13 protein-coding genes and 1 pseudogene are annotated in these 16,904 nt (G+C 68.2%); 7 read left to right on the top strand and 7 right to left on the bottom strand.

What is annotated here, in order from left to right; genetic code table 11:
• From IBL25_RS17615 to IBL25_RS17605, 3 genes are all read right to left on the bottom strand, one after another.
• Positions 1–733 (bottom strand): urease accessory protein UreD (locus IBL25_RS17615; RefSeq protein ID WP_187779842.1); only part of this gene is annotated, 733 nt, incomplete at its 3' end.
• Between the two features lie 160 nt (positions 734–893).
• Positions 894–1,775, bottom strand: coding sequence for a response regulator transcription factor (locus IBL25_RS17610; RefSeq protein WP_120640761.1), 882 nt, complete (start codon positions 1,773–1,775; stop codon positions 894–896).
• A complete protein-coding gene (locus IBL25_RS17605; RefSeq protein ID WP_187779841.1) occupies positions 1,775–5,095 on the bottom strand; it encodes a hybrid sensor histidine kinase/response regulator in 3,321 nt (1,106 codons plus the stop codon). Before IBL25_RS17605 ends, IBL25_RS17610 begins: the two co-directional genes overlap by 1 nt.
• A gap of 168 nt (positions 5,096–5,263) precedes the next feature.
• Here IBL25_RS17605 and urtA point away from each other — a divergent pair, with 168 nt between their 5' ends.
• The 6 genes from urtA to IBL25_RS17575 all read left to right on the top strand — a co-directional run bounded on the left by urtA (position 5,264) and on the right by IBL25_RS17575 (position 12,106).
• Positions 5,264–6,514 (top strand): urea ABC transporter substrate-binding protein, encoded by a 1,251-nt coding sequence (gene urtA, locus IBL25_RS17600; protein WP_187779840.1) that lies wholly within the window; start codon positions 5,264–5,266, stop codon positions 6,512–6,514.
• A 20-nt stretch (positions 6,515–6,534) separates the two neighbouring features.
• The gene (gene urtB, locus IBL25_RS17595) at positions 6,535–8,067 is read left to right on the top strand and encodes an urea ABC transporter permease subunit UrtB (protein WP_238940511.1); all 1,533 of its coding nucleotides are present in this window, start codon (positions 6,535–6,537) and stop codon (positions 8,065–8,067) included.
• Positions 8,064–9,164 carry an urea ABC transporter permease subunit UrtC gene (urtC, locus tag IBL25_RS17590; RefSeq protein WP_187779838.1) on the top strand — a complete coding sequence of 367 codons (1,101 nt, stop codon included), beginning with the start codon at positions 8,064–8,066 and terminating at the stop codon, positions 9,162–9,164. The genes urtB and urtC overlap by 4 nt, the downstream gene beginning before the upstream one ends.
• Positions 9,165–9,169: 5 nt before the next feature.
• Positions 9,170–9,907 (top strand): urea ABC transporter ATP-binding protein UrtD, encoded by a 738-nt coding sequence (gene urtD / locus IBL25_RS17585; RefSeq protein WP_187779837.1) that lies wholly within the window; start codon positions 9,170–9,172, stop codon positions 9,905–9,907.
• 3 nt (positions 9,908–9,910) lie between these two features.
• Positions 9,911–10,603: an urea ABC transporter ATP-binding subunit UrtE gene (urtE, locus tag IBL25_RS17580; RefSeq protein ID WP_187779836.1), complete on the top strand. Its 693-nt coding sequence runs from the start codon at positions 9,911–9,913 to the stop codon at positions 10,601–10,603.
• A 186-nt stretch (positions 10,604–10,789) separates the two neighbouring features.
• A complete protein-coding gene (locus IBL25_RS17575; RefSeq protein WP_367615634.1) occupies positions 10,790–12,106 on the top strand; it encodes an MFS transporter in 1,317 nt (438 codons plus the stop codon).
• A 136-nt stretch (positions 12,107–12,242) separates the two neighbouring features.
• Here IBL25_RS17575 and IBL25_RS17570 read toward each other — a convergent pair whose 3' ends face one another.
• Together IBL25_RS17570 and IBL25_RS17565 are read right to left on the bottom strand one after the other, a co-directional pair.
• Positions 12,243–13,775: a UxaA family hydrolase gene (locus tag IBL25_RS17570; RefSeq protein ID WP_187779835.1), complete on the bottom strand. Its 1,533-nt coding sequence runs from the start codon at positions 13,773–13,775 to the stop codon at positions 12,243–12,245.
• 69 nt (positions 13,776–13,844) lie between these two features.
• Entirely contained in the window at positions 13,845–14,471 is a 627-nt protein-coding gene (locus IBL25_RS17565) for a YqgE/AlgH family protein (protein WP_187779834.1), read from the bottom strand.
• 108 nt (positions 14,472–14,579) lie between these two features.
• Here IBL25_RS17565 and IBL25_RS17560 point away from each other — a divergent pair, with 108 nt between their 5' ends.
• The gene (locus tag IBL25_RS17560) at positions 14,580–15,062 is read left to right on the top strand and encodes a peroxiredoxin (protein ID WP_187779833.1); all 483 of its coding nucleotides are present in this window, start codon (positions 14,580–14,582) and stop codon (positions 15,060–15,062) included.
• A 291-nt stretch (positions 15,063–15,353) separates the two neighbouring features.
• Here IBL25_RS17560 and IBL25_RS17555 read toward each other — a convergent pair whose 3' ends face one another.
• Complete coding sequence (locus IBL25_RS17555) at positions 15,354–16,544, bottom strand: acyl-CoA dehydrogenase (RefSeq protein WP_187779832.1); 1,191 nt, start codon at positions 16,542–16,544, stop codon at positions 15,354–15,356.
• A 128-nt stretch (positions 16,545–16,672) separates the two neighbouring features.
• A pseudogene (locus IBL25_RS17550) lies at positions 16,673–16,904 on the bottom strand (DEAD/DEAH box helicase); the annotation flags it as partial.

Raw genomic sequence — 16,904 nt, 5'->3', positions numbered from 1 at the left:
CCGCCGGGCCCAGGAAGCGCGCCAGCAGCAGGCCGGGGCGGGCCAGCGTCGCCTCATGCCCCTCCTCGCGCAGCAACTCGCGGCCCGCGCTGGCTTCCTCCTCGCTGGCGGCCAGCAGCAGCAGGGCGCTGGCCTCGGCACCCGCGAAGCCGAAGGGCGCCGCCAGCCGCGCGGCGATATCGCCCGACAGATCCGTGGCATCGGCCCAGTGCAGCCGCCCGCCGCGCCACAGCCGCCAGGAATCGAACAGCGCCCCGTGCCCCAGCCGTTCCCCGCGCGCGACACGGCCGAAGACCAGCATCTCCGCCGCCAGCAGCCGGGCACCGGGGGCGAGGCGGGCCTGCATCCGCCGCTCCAGCCGCGCGCCGTCGAAGAGGATGGTCTCCTGCGGCAGCCATTCCAGCGTGGCGCCCTCGGCGACATCCAGCAGCGTGGACAGGCGCGTCGGCTCCTCCAGGCTGCGATAGACCTTCTCGGCGGCCGGCGTGGTCAGGCTGGCGCCGCCGCCGGCCGCGAGGCTGGCCTCGATCTCCAGCGAATCCCCGCCAGCCAGGCCGCCGCCGACATTCACCAGCGCGGCCAGCGGCAGGTCGTCCGGTTCCGGTGTCGGGAACAGCACGCGCAGCGGCGCGGCATGGAAGAGGTGCCGCAGCACGGTGCCGCGCTCCGTCCGGGCAAAGCCCAGCTCCGCCCGGCCATGGGCGCGTTGGTGGCGGGGGAGGGGGAGCGGCATCGGGCGGCACTCTGCCAAGGCTGGGGCGGGGCGGGAAGAAGGTTGGGGGAAGGAATTCCCCCAAGACCCCATCTTTTTTCTTCCAGTCTTGGAGCCGCATGTTTCGTCTGGTGAACTCGAAGACAAAAGAAGGGGTCCAGGGGAATTCATTCCCCTGGCCTTACCCGCCACCCAGCACGCGCACCGCCAGCGCGGCGGCGGAAGCCCTGTTCTCCACGCCGAGTTTCGCGAAGATGCCTTCCAGGTGCTTGTTCACCGTGCGCGGGCTCATGGTCAGGATCTCGGCGATGTCGCGGTTGCTCTTGCCGCGGCCGAGCCAGAGCAGCACCTCGGCCTCGCGCGCCGTCAGGCCCAGGCGGTCGCGCAGCACCGCTTCCTCCCGCTTAGGGTCGGTGGCGGTGACGCGCAGCAGCAGTTCCTCGGGCTCGATCTGGCCGACATGGTGGAATTCCAGCCGGCGGCCATCGGGCAGCGGCACGGGTGGCAGGCGGGGCACCTGCGCATCGGCCAGGGGCTGCCAGCCGGGCAGGCTGGCATCGGCCGGGTTGGCCAGGCGCAGCAGGCTGGCGGCCTGCGGCGTGGCCCAGAGCACGGTGCCGTCGCGGTCCACCGCCAGCAGGAAGCGGCCGGCGACATCCAGTGCGGCATGGGCGCTGCGGGTCAGGCGGGCATTGGCCAGATGGGCGCTGATGCGAGCCAGGACCTCATCGGGCGCCACGGGCTTGATGACGTAATCGACGCCGCCGGCATCGAAGCCGCGCACCACGTCCTCGCTTTCCGTCAGGCCCGTCATGAAGATGACGGGGACCGAGATCAGCGATGCATTGCGCTTCATGCGTCGGCAGGCCTCGAAACCGTCCATGCCGGGCATGACGGCATCCATCAGCACGATATCGGGCGTGATGCGCTCGATCACGGTCATGGCGGCGGCGGCGGATTGCGCCACCAGCACCATATAGCCGGCGGATTCCAGCGTGTCGTTCAGCAGGCCCAGGGTGCCGGGCGCGTCATCCACCACCAGCACGATGTCGCGGCGTTCCATCAGGCGTCTTCCTCCGGCAGCGCGGCCATGAAGGCATCGAGCCGGTAGTCGGAGATATAGCCGCGCAGGGCGGCGATGGCGGGGGCGGCTTCCGGCGCCTCGGCCTCCAGCGCGTCCAGCCGTTCGCGGATGCCGCCGACATAGCCGATGGCGGCGAGCTGGCGCAGGTTGGCGGCCTGGGCCGGCGTCAGCCGCGCGGCGGGGGCAGCAGTGGGCGGCGGGTCCGCGAAGGTCCAGGAAATGCCGAGCAACTGGCCGATCTTCTCCAGCAGGGCCGTGACAGAGATGGGCTTGGTCAGCACGTCGTTATGGTGCTGGCCTTCGCCGGGCGGGCCCAGTTCCAGCGCATTGGCGGAGACCATGACGATGGGCGCGGTCTGCCCTGCCTCCCGCAGCCGCCGCGCCAGGTCCCAGCCAGTCATGCCGGGCATGGCTATGTCGAGCAGGAAGAGATCCGGCGCTTCCTCCGCCGCCAGGGCCAGGCAGGTGGCGCCGTCGCTGGCGAGGCGGGTGGCGAAGCCCAGCGGCTCCAGCAGGTCGGCCACCAGGGCGCGGTGGGCAGGGTCGTCATCGGCCACCAGCACGCGCAGCGGCTGGCTGGCGCCGGCGCGGCCGGTGATGGGGCGCTCCACCACTGCCGGCGCATGCCCCTTGCCCGAGAGCAGCAGCCGGACGCGGAAGCGGCTGCCTTCGCCCAGCCTGCTGGTGACGGAGATCTCGCCGCCCATCACCTCCGTCAGCGTCCTGGTGATGGTGAGGCCGAGGCCGACGCCGGGAGTGGAGGGCGCATGAACATTGGCGCCGCGCTGGAAGGGTTCGAAGACACGGGCGAGGTCTTCCTCGGCAATGCCGATGCCGGTGTCGATGACCTCGAATTCCGCGACCTCGGAGCGGAAGCGCAGGCGCAGGGTGACGCTGCCGGCACGGGTGAACTTGATGGCGTTGGAGAGCAGGTTGATCAGGATCTGCCGCAGCCGCCGTTCGTCGGTATGCACGATCTCCGGCAGGCGGGGCGGCGCGTCGAAGGAGAAGGCGATGCCCTTCGCTTCCGCCTGCAGACGCAGCATCTGCACGATCTGGTCCAGGAAGTCCGGAAAGCGGATCTCGTCGCGGTAAAGCTCGATGCGTCCCGCCTCGATCTTGGAGATGTCCAGAAGGCCCTCGATCAGCGCCGCCAGATGCTCGCCGGAGCGGCGGATGGTGCGCAGGCCGTCGCGGCGGCGTTCCGGGATGGCGGGGTCGCGTTCCAGCAGCTGCGCATAGCCGAGGATGGCGTTGAGCGGCGAGCGCAGCTCATGCGACATGCCGATCACGTAGCGGCTCTTGGCCATATTGGCGGCCTCGGCGTTCTCCTTTGCCTTTTGCAGCGCGGTGTCGGTACGCTTGTGGGCGCGGATCTCGCTCATCAGCAGGCTGGTCTGGCGGCGGGTTTCCTCCTGCGCCACGGCGCGGCTGTTATGCGCCAGCACCAGCGTCCAGGCGGTGATGCCGCCGATGACCATCAGCACGAAGAAAGCCTTCCAGAAGGCGGCGTCGAGGTCGGCGCTGGCCGGTGCCTGGGCGCGGATGCCGAGGAAGACGATGCTGATGGTGGCAGCGATGAGCAGGAAGACCACGGTGAAGGAGCCGACCGGCGTGGACAGCGCGCGCAGCAGCGGTGCCGGCAGGGCGGCGCGCAGCGGCGTCATGACCTGGGCGGAGAGGCGCGCATGCGGCTTGCAGCCATCGCCGCAGCGCGCATCCAGCGAACAGCAGAGCGAGCAGATAGGGCCGGTGTAGACGGGGCAATAGGCCATGTCGCGCGGCTCGAAGTCATGTTCGCAGATGACGCAGGAGAGGGCGGATTTCCGCGCCCAGGCGGCGCGCGGCTTGCGCGCCAGATAGAAGCGCCCGCCGGTGGCCCAGGCCAGCACCGGTGCGGCGGCGAAGGCGGTGACGAAGGCGATGAAGGTGGACATGGCCTGCGCCAGCGCGCCCAGGAAGCCGTAATAGGCCAGGAAGGAGGCGAGCACCGAGAGCAGCATGCTGCCGACGCCCACCGGGTTCACGTCGTAGAGATGCGCCCGCTTGAACTCGATGCCGGGCGGGCTGAGGCCGAGCGGCTTGTTGACGGCGAGGTCCGCTACCAGCGCGCCCATCCAGGCCGCCGCGACATTGGAATAGATGAACAGCACCTGCTCGATGGTGTTGTAGACGCCAAGCTCCATCAGCAGCAGCGCGACGGCGATGTTGAAGACCAGCCAGACCACGCGGCCCGGATGGCTATGCGTCAGCCGCGAGAAGAAGTTGGACCATGCCAGCGAGCCCGCATAGGCATTGGTGACGTTGATCTTGATCTGTGAGAGCGCGACGAAAACGGATGTCGCGATCAGCACCAGCACGGGCGAGCCGATCAGTGCCCCGAAGGCCAGGCGGTACATCTCCGCCGGCTGCACCGCCTGCGCCACGGAGAGCCCGGCCTGCAGCCCGGCATAGGCGAGGAACGATCCCGCCAGAAGCTTGAGCACATCGAAGACGATCCAGCCCGGCCCGCCCGCCAGCAGCGCGCCCCACCAGACCCAGGGCTTCTGCGTGCTGCGTGGCGGCAGGAAGCGGATGTAATCCACCTGTTCCGCGGTCTGGGTGATCAGCGCGAAAAGCACGGAGGCGGCGGCGCCGAAGGCCAGCAGGTTGAAGCCGCCCGCGCCATGCTCGCCCTCGTAAGCGGTCCAGCCTTCGATCCATTCGGGATGCGCCACCAGCAGCGCCACCAGGGGCAGCACGTTCAGCACCAGCCAGACCGGCTGCGTCCAGGTCTGCACGCGGCTGATGAAAGTGATGCCATGCGTGACCAGCGGCACCACCACCACGGCGCAGAGAATGTAGCCGAGCCAGAGCGGGACATTGAAGAAACTGCCCAGCATGGCGGCGAGGATGACGGCCTCGATGCCGAAAAAGATGAAGGTGAAGCTGGCATAGATCAGCGAGGTGATGGTGGAGCCGATATAGCCGAAGCCGGCGCCACGGCTGAGCAGGTCGATATCCACTCCCGCCCGCGCCGCGTTCAGGCAGATGGGCAGGGAGGCGGCAAAGATGAGCACGGAAATAAACAGGATCGCGGCGATGCTATTCGTAAAACCATGCGCCACGGTCAGGGCGCCGCCGATCGCCTCCAGCGCCAGGAAGGAGATGGAGCCCAGCGCGGTATTGGCCACCCGGAAGGCGGACCATTTCCGCGCGCTTTCCGCCGTGAAGCGGAGGGCATAGTCCTCCATCGTCTCGTCGGCGACCCAGCGGTTGTAGTCGCGCCGGATGCGCATGATGCGCTGGCGTGTCGCCATGCGATGTCCCTGGGGGTGCTCTGGCGGGAAGAGTGGGGCAGGGCCGGCCGCAGGGTCAAGCAGGCCCCGCCTACGTCATTTGACGTATAACGCCCGCGGAAGGATTGCCGCGAGACTGGGCGCATCCATTGCAAGGCGGCCCCCGCCATTGCCCCAGGAGAGCGATCCATGACCGTCCGGACCCCCTTCTCCCGCCGCGCCTTGCTGGCTGGCGCCGCCGGTGCCCTGGCGATGCCGGCCATCCGCCCCGCCTTCGCCCAGGGCAGCGGCCCCATCAAGGTGGGTGTGCTGCATTCGCTCTCCGGCACCATGGCGATCAGCGAGACGGCGCTGCGCGACACCGTGCTGATGATGGTCGAGGACCAGAACAAGAAGGGCGGCATCCTGGGCCGAAAGCTGGAAGCCGTGGTGGTGGACCCCGCCTCCAACTGGCCGCTCTTTGCCGAGAAGGCGCGCGAGCTGCTGCAGGTGCATAAGGTGGATGTCACCTTCGGCTGCTGGACCTCGGTGTCCCGCAAATCCGTCCTGCCGGTCTTCGAGGAACTGAACGGCCTGCTGTTCTATCCCGTGCAGTACGAGGGTGAGGAGCAGAGCAAGAACGTCTTCTATACCGGCGCCGCGCCGAACCAGCAGGCCATCCCGGCGGTGGAATACCTGATGGGCGAGGATGGCGGCGGCGCCAAGCGCATCGTGCTGCTGGGCACCGACTATGTTTATCCGCGCACCACCAACCGCATCCTGCGCGCCTTCCTGAACAAGAAGGGCATCGCGGACGCCGACATCCTGGAAGAATACACGCCCTTCGGCCATTCCGACTGGCAGGGCATCGTCTCCCGCGTCAAGCAATTCGCCGGCCAGGGCAAGAAGACGGCCATCGTCTCCACCATCAACGGCGATGCCAACGTGCCCTTCTACCGTGAGCTGGGCAACCAGGGCATCAAGGCCGAGGACATTCCCTGCGTCGCCTTCAGCGTGGGCGAGGAGGAACTGGCCGGCATCGACACCAAGCCGCTGGTCGGCCACCTGGCCGCCTGGAACTACTTCATGAGCGTCGAGAGCCCGGTGAACACCGAGTTCAAGAAGATGTGGGGCGGCTACATCAAGAACGACAAGCGCGTCACCAACGACCCGATGGAGGCCACCTATACCGGCTTCAGGATGTGGGCGCAGGCGGTGGCCCAGGCCAAGAGCACGGCGGTGGATGCGGTGCGCACGGCGATGTATGGCCAGAAGGTCGATGCGCCCTCCGGCTACACCGAGCAGATGTGGGAGAACCACCATCTCTCCAAGCCGGTGATGATCGGCGAGATCCAGGCGGATGGGCAGTTCAGCATCGTCTACAAGACGCCGCAGGCCATCAAGGCCGAGAACTGGTCCCCCTACATTCCCGAGAACGCCAGCCGCGCCAAGGCCGGCTGATGTTGCGGCTCCTGCGCCTCTTGCCTCTGCTCCTGCTGCTGGCGGGGCCGCTGCGGGCGCAGGAGGGTTTCGAGAATGCCGCCGCCGGGCTTTCCGGCGGCTTCGCGGCCCAGGCGGAGGCGGTGGAGCGCCTCGGTGCCCTGGCCGACCCGCGGGCCTTGCCGCTGCTGCGCGCGCTGTCCGAAGGCCACCTGCAAAAGACGCCGGAAGGCGTGCTGGTGCTCGGCGGGCGGGAGGCGCTGACCGGCGCGCCGGCCCCCACGGGCCGGCTGGAGGCGGTGCGCATCAACAACCGCGTGCGCGGCGCCCTGCGTGGCGCCTTTGGCCGGCTGGAACTGGCATCCCCCGATCCGGCCGCGCGCATCGCCGCCGCCGCAGGCCTGTTCCGCGCCCGCAGCCCCGACAATATCGCCATGCTGGAGGACGCACTGGGCCGCGAGAGCGATGCCGGCGCCCGCACCGCCATGGCGCAGGCGCTGGCCGCTTCCCGCCTCGCGGCGCCGGATGCCGCGGCGAGGCGCCAGGGCATCGTGCTGCTGGGCGGCACCGGCTCGCCGGAAGCACGCTCCCTGCTGCTGGAAGCGCGTGCCGCCAACCCGGACCTCGCGCCCGAGATCGACGGTGCCATCGCCGCCATCGACAAGCGGCTGCAACTGCGCCGCGCGGCCGAGACCGCCTTCCAGGGCCTCTCGCTCGGCTCCGTGCTGCTGCTGGCGGCGCTGGGTCTGGCCGTTACCTTCGGGGTGATGGGCATCATCAACATGGCGCATGGCGAGATGGTGATGCTGGGCGCCTATACCACCGTGGTGGTGCAGGGCCTGCTGCGCGCGACGCCGCTGGCGCCCTGGGCGCTGCCGCTTTCCGTGCCCGCCGCCTTCCTGGTGGCCGCCGCCGTGGGGGTGGCGCTGGAGCGCACGCTGATCCGCCATCTCTACGGCCGCCCGCTGGAAACTTTGCTGATGACCTTCGGCGTCGGCATGGTTTTGCAGCAGGCGGTGCGGCTGATCTTCGGCGCGCAGAACCAGGAAGTCACCAGCCCGGCCTGGATGCAGGGCATCGTCACCCTGCCCGGCGGGGTGGAGGTGACGCAGAACCGGCTCTGGATCATTCTCTTCGCGCTGCTGGTGCTGGCTGTCACCGTCGCCGCCATCCGCTTCAGCCGCTTCGGGCTGGAGATGCGGGCGGTGGTGCAGAACCGGCGCATCGCCAGCACCATGGGCATCCGCACCGGGCGGGTGGATGCCATGACTTTCGCTTTCGGCTCGGGCATCGCCGGCATGGCGGGGGTGGCCTTGAGCCAGATCGACAATGTCTCCCCCAACCTCGGCACCGGCTACATCATCGACAGTTTCATGGTGGTGGTCTTCGGCGGCGTCGGCAGCCTCGCCGGCACCATGATCGGCGCTTTTACCCTCGGCCTCGTCAACAAAATGCTGGAACCCTGGGCGGGGGCGGTGCTGGCAAAGATCGCCGTGCTGGTGGGCATCATGCTCTTCATCCAGCGGCGGCCGAAGGGCCTCTTCGCCCTCAAGGGAAGGGCTGCGGAACAATGAGCGCGACAACCACCCTGGCCCCGCCGCCGCGCCTGCATGGCGCGCTGGTCCTGCGCGGGCTGCTGCTGGCGGGCCTCGCCATCCTGGCGCTGCTGCCGCTGCTGAACCGCCTGCCGGTGGATTCGGCGCTGCATGTCTCGGACTTCCTTGTTGCCGTCACGGGGAAATGGATCTGCTATGGCGTGCTGGCGATGGCGATCGACTTAGCCTGGGGCTATGCCGGCATCCTCAGCCTCGGCCACGGCGCCTTCTTCGCGCTCGGCGGCTATGCCATGGGCATGCACCTGATGCGGCTGATCGGGCCGCGCGGCGTCTATGGCAACCCGGTGCTGCCGGATTTCATGGTCTTCCTGGGCTACACGGAACTGCCCTGGACCTGGTGGGGCTTTTCCAGTTTTCCCTTCGCGCTGCTGATGGCTTTGCTGGTGCCGGGGCTGCTGGCGGGGGTGGTGGGCTACCTCGCCTTCCGGTCCCGCATCACCGGCGTCTATCTCTCCATCATCACCCAGGCCATGACCTATGCGCTGATGCTGGCCTTCTTCCGCAACGACATGGGCTTCGGCGGCAACAACGGCTTCACCGACTTCAAGGAACTGCTGGGCATGCCGCTGAATTCCGGCGGCACGCGCGCCATGCTGTTCTACGCGGCGCTGGCGGTGCTGGGGCTGTCGCTGCTGCTTTGCCGCCACATCACGCAGTCCAAGCTCGGCCGCGTGCTGGTGGCGGTGCGCGATGCCGAAAGCCGCGTCCGCTTCCTGGGCTACAACACCACGCATGTGAAGCTCTCGGTCTTCGTGCTTTCCGCCATGCTGGCGGGGCTGGCGGGAGCGCTTTACGTGCCGCTGGTCGGCATCATCAATCCGGGTGAGTTCAGCCCCGGCAATTCCATCGAGGCCGTGATCTGGGTGGCGGTCGGCGGGCGCGGCACGCTGGTGGGGGCGCTGCTGGGCGCCTTCTCGGTCAATGCGCTGAAGACCTGGCTGACCTCCTTTGCGCCGGACCTCTGGCTGTTTGTGCTGGGCGGGCTCTTCGTGGCGGTCACGCTGTTCCTGCCGCGTGGGCTGGTGGGGTTGATGAGCAAGGGGCCGGGGCGGTGATCGGCATGAGCGGCTCCTCCCTCTATCTCGATGGCGTCTCGGTGGTCTTCGATGGCTTCCGGGCGCTGAACAACCTTTCCCTGATCATCGAACCGGGAGAGCTGCGCGCCATCATCGGCCCCAATGGCGCCGGCAAGACCACGATGATGGATATCGTCACCGGCAAGACCCGCCCCACCACCGGCGTGGTGCGCTTCGGCGAGCATGACCTGACGCGGCTGGACGAGCCCGCCATCGCCAATCTCGGCATCGGCCGCAAGTTCCAGAAGCCCACGGTCTTCGATGCGCTGACGGTCTTCGAGAACCTGGAACTGGCGCTGAAGGCGCCGCGCGACTCCTGGTCCTGCCTGCGCTGGGTGCTGGGCGCCCAGGCGCGCCGGCGCATCGAGGGCGTGATGGAGGAGATCGGGCTGGCGGAACGGGCGCGGGACCGTGCCGCCATCCTATCCCACGGTCAGCGGCAATGGCTGGAGATCGGCATGCTGCTGATGCAGGAGCCGCAGCTGCTGCTGGTGGACGAGCCCGTGGCCGGCATGACGGATCAGGAGACGGAGCACACCGCCGCCCTGCTGCGCCGCATCGCCGGGCAGCGCTCGGTGGTGGTGGTGGAGCACGACCTCGAATTCGTCCGGGCGCTGGGGGAGAAGGTGACGGTGCTCTGCGAGGGCACGGTGCTCTCCGAAGGCAGCATCGACCATGTGCAGAACGACCCACGGGTCATCGAAGTCTATCTGGGACGCTGAGCCATGCTGCGGGTGGAAGGCATCGACCTCTTCTATGGCGCCAGCCGGGCGCTGCGCGGCGTCTCCCTCGGTGCCGATCCGGGGCGGATCACCTGCGTGTTGGGGCGCAACGGGGTGGGCAAATCCTCACTCATGCGGGCCATCGTGGGGCTGGAGCGCATTCGGGGCGGACGCATCGTCTGGGAGGGGCGGGATATCTCCGGCCTTGCCGCCGCCGACCGGGCGCGGGCCGGCATTGGCTATGTGCCGCAGGGGCGGGAGATCTTCCCCTTTCTGACCGTGAAGGAGAATCTGGAAACCGCCCTGGCCGCCGCGCCGCGCGGCTCGAAGCTTTCCGACGACATCTTCGAGCTTTTCCCCATCCTGAAGCAGTTCCTGCGCCGGCGGGGCGGGGACCTTTCGGGCGGGCAGCAGCAGCAGCTGGCCATTGCCCGCGCCCTGACCGCGCGCCCGCGCCTGCTGATCCTGGATGAGCCCACCGAGGGCATCCAGCCCAATGTCATAAAAGACATCGCCCGCGTCATCGCCCTGCTGGCCCGGCAGCGGAACATGGCGGTGGTTCTGGTAGAGCAATACTACGAATTTGCCCGCGAGTTGGGGGACGAGCTCGCCATCCTGGTGCGGGGCGAGGTGGCGCTGGCCGGACGGTCCGGCACGCTGGACGAAGAGGCGGTGCGGCGGCTGCTGACAGTGTGACGCATGCCCTCAGGGTGACTTGCCTACTATTCATGTATGGTAGTAGACCTGTACGACCCCAGCGCGGGGGCAGAACAACATCGCGCAGAGGAAAACGACCCACCGCCGTGCGGAAACTGCCGCACCGCTTCCCGGTGCCCATGCCGGCCCGCGTCCTTCCTCTGCCGATGCACAGGAGGATTGGATGTGAGCACGACAACCGTTCCGGCCGCGGCGGACGCGCCAACGGAAGCTTCCCCCGCCATGCTGCGGAAGGTGGCCCTGGCTTCCTGCATCGGCAGCACCGTCGAATGGTATGACTTCTTCATCTATGCCACGGCCTCGGCCCTGGTCTTCAACAAGCTCTTTTTCCCGGAGCTGAGCCCACTGGTGGGTTCGCTGGTGGCGCTCGGCACCTATGCCGCTGGCTTCCTGGCGCGGCCGATCGGCGGCCTGGTCTTCGGCATCATCGGGGACCGCAAGGGGCGCAAGTCGGCGCTGGTGACCACGCTGCTGATGGTGGGCATCGCCACCTTCATCGTCGGCCTGCTGCCGACCTATGAGACCATCGGCTCGGCCGGTGCCATCATCCTGGTGATTGTGCGGCTGATCCATGGCTTCGGCATCGGCGGCGAGCAGGGCAACGCCATCCTGATCACCTGCGAACATGCGCCCGCCCGCGCGCGGGGCTTCTATGGCGCCCTGGTGCAGCTGGGCGCGCCGGCCGGCTTCGTGCTGCCGCTGGGGCTTTTCGCGCTGCTGACCTCGACGCTGTCGGAAGAGGCCTTCCTTTCCTGGGGCTGGCGCATTCCCTTCCTGCTCAGCGCCGTGCTGGTGGGCATCGGCATGTATATCCGCCTGCATCTCTCGGAATCGCCGCTGTTCAAGCGCGAGGGCGCCCAGCGCGAGCCCAACCCGCTGTCCCGCATGCTGCGCGAATATCCGCGCCCGGTGATCCTGGGCATCGGCGCCAAGCTGCTGGAGGCGACGGTCTTCACCACCTATGCCGTCATCATCACCGCCTATGCCGTCTCCCGCGGCATCGACCGCAGCGTGATGACGGAAGCCACGCTGATCGCCATCATCCTGGAACTGATCGCGCTGCCGCTGTTCGGCATGCTCTCCGACCGCATCGGCCGCAAGCCAGTCTATCTGCTGGGCGCGGCGGTCAACCTGGCGCTGGTTTATCCCACCTTCTGGGTGGTCTATGGCGACCATGAGCCGCTGATCTGGATCATGCTGGTCGGCACGCTGGCCATCGGCCATGCCGCCATGTACGCGCCCCAGGCCGCCTTCTTCGCGGAGCTGTTTCCCACCCGTATGCGCGCCAGCGGCATTTCCTTTGTGCAGCAGATCGGCGCGCTGATCGGCTCGGTGGGCACGCTGGGCGCGGGTTGGTTCCTGGCGCTGGCCAATGGCACGCCCTGGATTCTGGCCAGCTATATCGCGCTGATCGCCGTCATCACCTTGGTCTGCGTCGCCCGGCTGCCGGAGACGCGGGGCAAGATGATCGAGCAGGAGTAAAAGAAAGGCCGGGGGAAGGAATTCCCCCGGACCCCCATCTTCTTTTTGTCAGTTCAGGCGCCGTCCAGGCCCGCTGGCGGACTCGAAGAAGAAAGAAGGGGTTCCAGGGGGAATTCATTCCCCCTGGCCTTCTCTCTTACATCGTCGCCCCGATCGGCCATGGCGCGAATTCCGCCGCGCCGAAGTCGTAGCTTTCGCTCTTGGTATGCTCGCCGGAAGCCACGCGCAGGATCAGTTCGAAGATCCGCTGGCCGCATTCCTCGACGCTTTCGCGGCCGGAGAGGATGGTGCCGCAGTTCACGTCCATATCCTCCTCCATCCGCTCGTACATGGCGCTGTTGGTGGCGAGCTTGATGGAGGGCGCGGGCTTGCAGCCGAAGACGCTGCCGCGCCCGGTGGTGAAGCAGACCATATTGGCGCCGCCCGCCACCTGCCCGGTGGCCGCCACCGGGTCGTAGCCCGGCGTATCCATGAAGACGAAGCCCTTCTCCGTCACCGGGGCCGCGTAGTCGTAGACGGCCGTCAGGTTGGTGGTGCCGGCCTTGGCCATGGCGCCGAGGGACTTCTCCAGGATGGTGGTCAGCCCGCCCGCCTTGTTGCCGGGGGAGGGGTTGCTGTTCAGCTCCGCCTGGCCGCGGGCCGCGTAGTCCTCCCACCAGCGCATCAGGTCCACCAGCTTCTGCCCCACTTCGCGCGAGGTGGCGCGGCGGGTCAGCAGGTGCTCGGCGCCATAGGTTTCCGGCGTCTCGGAAAGGATGACGGTGCCGCCATGCCGCACCAGCAGGTCCGAGGCCGCGCCGAGCGCCGGGTTGGCGGTGATGCCGGAATAGCCGTCCGAGCCGCCGCATTGCAGCGCCACCGTCAGGTGGCTGGCCGGCACGGGCTGGCGGTGGACCTTGTTGGATTCCTCCAGCACTTCCTTCACGAAGGCGATGCCGGCTTCCACCGTCTTGCGGGTGCCGCCCATGGTCTGGATGTCCATGTTGCGCAGCCGTCCGGCGAGGTTCTGTTCCTCCAGCAAACCGGAGATCTGGTTGACTTCGCAGCCCAGGCCGATGGCGATGACATGGCTGAAATTCACGTGCCGCGCGAAGCCCGCCAGCGTGCGGCGCAGGATGCGCAGCCCGTCATTGTCACCCATGCCGCAGCCGGTCTTGTGCGTCAGCGCCACCACGCCGTCGACATTGGGGTATTCGGCCAGCGGGTCGTTGCCGATGAACGGGTTCCGCTTGAAGGCATCCGCGATCATCGAGGCCACATGGGCCGAGCAGTTCACGCTGGTGACGATGCCGATGTAGTTGCGGGTCGCCACCCGCCCATCCGGCCGCACGATGCCCATGAAGGTGGCGGGCTCGGGCACATAGAGCGTGGGCTTGGCATCCACGCCCCAGGCATAGTCCTTGGTGAATTCGCCCATGCCGCAGTTATGAACATGCACCCAGTCACCGGGCGCGATGGGCTGCGTTGCGAAGCCGATGATCTGGCCGTAGCGCTTCACCGGCTCGCCGGCCTGATGCGCGCGGACAGCGACCTTATGCCCGGGCGGGATGCGGGCGGCGGAGACGATGCCGGGCGCGACCGGCGTGCCTTCCGGCGCCGCGCGCCGGGCGATCAATACCGTATCTTCCGGGTGCAGGCGGATGAAGGGTGTCTCGACCGCGATATCCATTGTCTTGGTTTCCTCCAGGGGGCAGTGACGCATCCTGGCACGGAGACGCGCCGCGCAGAACTCCTCGCGTCAGGCGTGGCCCGCACTGGCCGAAAGCAGCAGTGGGTCGATCCGCAGCTTGGCCAGGGCCTGCCGCCACTGGGTATCCGGCTGGCTGTCGAAGAGCAGCGCCTCATCCGGCGTGACATTCAGCCAGGCATTGCGCTGGATCTCGGTCTCCAGCTGCCCCGGCCCCCAGCCGGCATAGCCCAGCGCCAGCAGGCCCTGGCGCGGCCCGCCGCCGGCGGCGATGGCCTTCAGGATATCCACGCTGGCGGTCAGCGCCAGGTCGCCGGAGACCTTCAGGCTGGCATCGCTTTCCCAATCGGCGGTGTGCAGCACGAAGCCGCGCCCGCCCTCCACCGGCCCGCCGGCCAGCAGGCGGATCTGGCGCTGCGGCGGCAGGGGCTGCACCTCAAGCTGCTTCAGCAATTCCTCGAAGCTCAGCGTCTCCAGCGGCTTGTTCAGCACGATGCCCATGGCACCATCCGCCGAATGCGCGCAGACGCAGATCACGGCGCGGGCGAAACGGGGGTCCGTCAGGCCCGGCATCGCCACCAGAAGCTGGCCGCCCAGGTAGCCTTCCCCAACCGTGCCATCGGGGGAACGGGGCAGCTTGGCCTCGGGAAATTCGTGCTCGCTCGCGCGTCTCGCCATGGTTCCTCGAAGATGGCGGGGCGAAGGGCGGCGTGCAAGCACCACGGTTGACAGGAAAGCCGATGGCGTAAAAGTCACCGCTGACCATACCGGCAGGAAAACGCCACCATGACCATCAAGATCGGCGACACCATCCCCACGGCCAAGCTGACCCAGGCCACCGAGCAGGGGCCGCGCGAACTGTCCACGGAGGACTTGTTCCGCGGCAAGACCGTGGTGCTCTTCGGCGTGCCCGGCGCCTTCACGCCCACCTGCTCGGCCAAGCACCTGCCGGGCTTCGTGCAGCAGTCGGCGGCGCTGAAGGGCAAGGGCATCGACACCATCGCCTGCATGGCGGTGAACGACCCCTTCGTGATGAAGGCCTGGGGCGAGAACCAGGGCATCCAGGACGAGGTGCTGCTGCTGGCCGATGGCTCGGCTGCCTTCACCAAGGCCCTGGGGCTGGAACTGGACCTGACGGCGCGCGGCATGGGTATCCGCTGCCAGCGCTTCGCACTCGTCGCCAAGGATGGGGTGGTGAGCTACCTGGGCATCGAGGAGCCCGGCGCCTTCGAGGTCTCCAAGGCGGAGACGGTGCTGGCGGCACTCTGAGGACAGGCCAGGAGCGCTGCCCCCGCGAACGTATACGTTCGCGCCCGCCGGGGTGGAAAGTCCACCCCGGACCCCGCTGTCAGTTTTCAAATTGGGGCTGAAAGACGCGGCGCGGCGCCAGCCGTGCGCGTTGGAATTTGAAAAAGGCCACGCGGGCTGAAGCCGCGGTCGCCGGAGGTCCATGACCTCCGGCGGAACCACCGTGCCACCAGCACCAAATTGATGGCGGGGTCTGGGGTGACACTGTCACCCCAGCGGGGAGGCCTGGAGGGACGGCGCCCCTCCAGCCTTTCAGAAGAAGGCGTTCAGGCCCGTCTGCGCCCGGCCCAGGATCAGGGCATGGACGTCGTGGGTGCCTTCGTAGGTGTTCACGGCTTCCAGGTTCATCACGTGGCGGATGACATGGTATTCGTCCGCGATGCCGTTGCCGCCGTGCATGTCACGCGCGACGCGGGCGATATCCAGCGCCTTGCCGCAGTTGTTGCGCTTCAGCAGGGAGATCATCTCCGGCGCCACGCGGTGCTCGTCGAAGAGCCGGCCCAGGCGCAGCACGCCGTGCAGGCCCAGCGTGATCTCGGTCTGCATGTCGGCCAGCTTCTTCTGGATCAGCTGCGTCTGCGCCAGCGGGCGGCCGAACATCTGGCGGCCCATGGTGTAGTCGCGCGCGGCGTGCCAGCAGAACTCGGCGGCGCCCAGCGAGCCCCAGGCGATGCCGTAGCGGGCGCGGTTGAGGCAGGAGAAGGGGCCCTTCAGGCCCTTCACGTCCAGCTTGTTCTCTTCCGGGCAGAAGACCTCGTCCATCATGATCATGCCGGTGGTCGAGGCGCGCAGGCTGAACTTGCCCTCGATCTTCGGCGCGGTCAGGCCCTTCATGCCCTTCTCGAGCACGAAGCCGCGCACGTCGCCGGCATCGTCCTTGGCCCAGACCACGAAGACATCGGCGATCGGGGAATTGGTGATCCAGGTCTTGGAGCCGGAAAGGAGGTAGCCGCCATCCACCGTCTTGGCGCGGGTGCGCATGGAGGCGGGGTCGGAGCCGGCATCGGGCTCGGTCAGGCCGAAGCAGCCGACCAGCTTGCCCTGCTGCATGCCGGGCAGCACGCGGTCCTTCAGCGCATCGGTGCCATAGGCCCAGATGGGAAACATCGCGAGGGAGGACTGCACGGAGAAGGCCGAGCGGTAGCCGGAATCGACCCGCTCCACCTCACGCGCGATCAGGCCATAGGAGACGTAGTTGACGCCGGCGCAGCCGTGGCTGTCCAGCGTCGCGCCCAGGAAGCCCATCTCGCCGAACTCGTTCATGATCTCCCGGTGGAAGACCTCGTGCCGGTTGGCTTCCAGCACGCGCGGGAAGAGCTTCTCCTGGCAATAGGCGCGCGCGGCGTCGCGGATCATCCGCTCATCCTCGCTGAGCAGGTCCTCCAGCAGCAGCGGGTCTTCCCAGTTGAAGGCGGGGCGGGTCTGCGATGTGACGACGTTCATGGGCGTTTCCTCCTCGGCCCGCCGGCGGCCCGGAAGGCGGGCGGCCGGTGGCGCGATCTCAGCGTGAAGGAGAGTGACGCCCCAGGCCCGCCCCGGCAACCCGGCCGGCCTGGGAGGCGCCGGGATCGTCAGGCGGCGTCGTTATCCGACGCACGGTATTCGCGCTTGGTGCGCGGGATCGGGATCAGCATGAAGGCCGGCACCGCATCGCCGAAGCCCACCACCGGCGGGCCCAGGTCGTCGCGGTCGCGCCGGTCGCGCCGGTTCTCGTCACGGTCACGGCCACGGCGGTCGTCGCGGCCACGCGGCTCGCGCGCGTGATCCTCGCGCGGGGCGCGGGGGCGCTCCTCCTCCCGGTGG

The organism is Pseudoroseomonas ludipueritiae (assembly GCF_014490445.1).
In the GTDB taxonomy this organism is placed as follows: domain Bacteria; phylum Pseudomonadota; class Alphaproteobacteria; order Acetobacterales; family Acetobacteraceae; genus Pseudoroseomonas; species Pseudoroseomonas ludipueritiae.
Note: the sequence above shows the minus strand (reverse complement) of the source record. Positions and strands in the feature narration are given on the sequence as shown.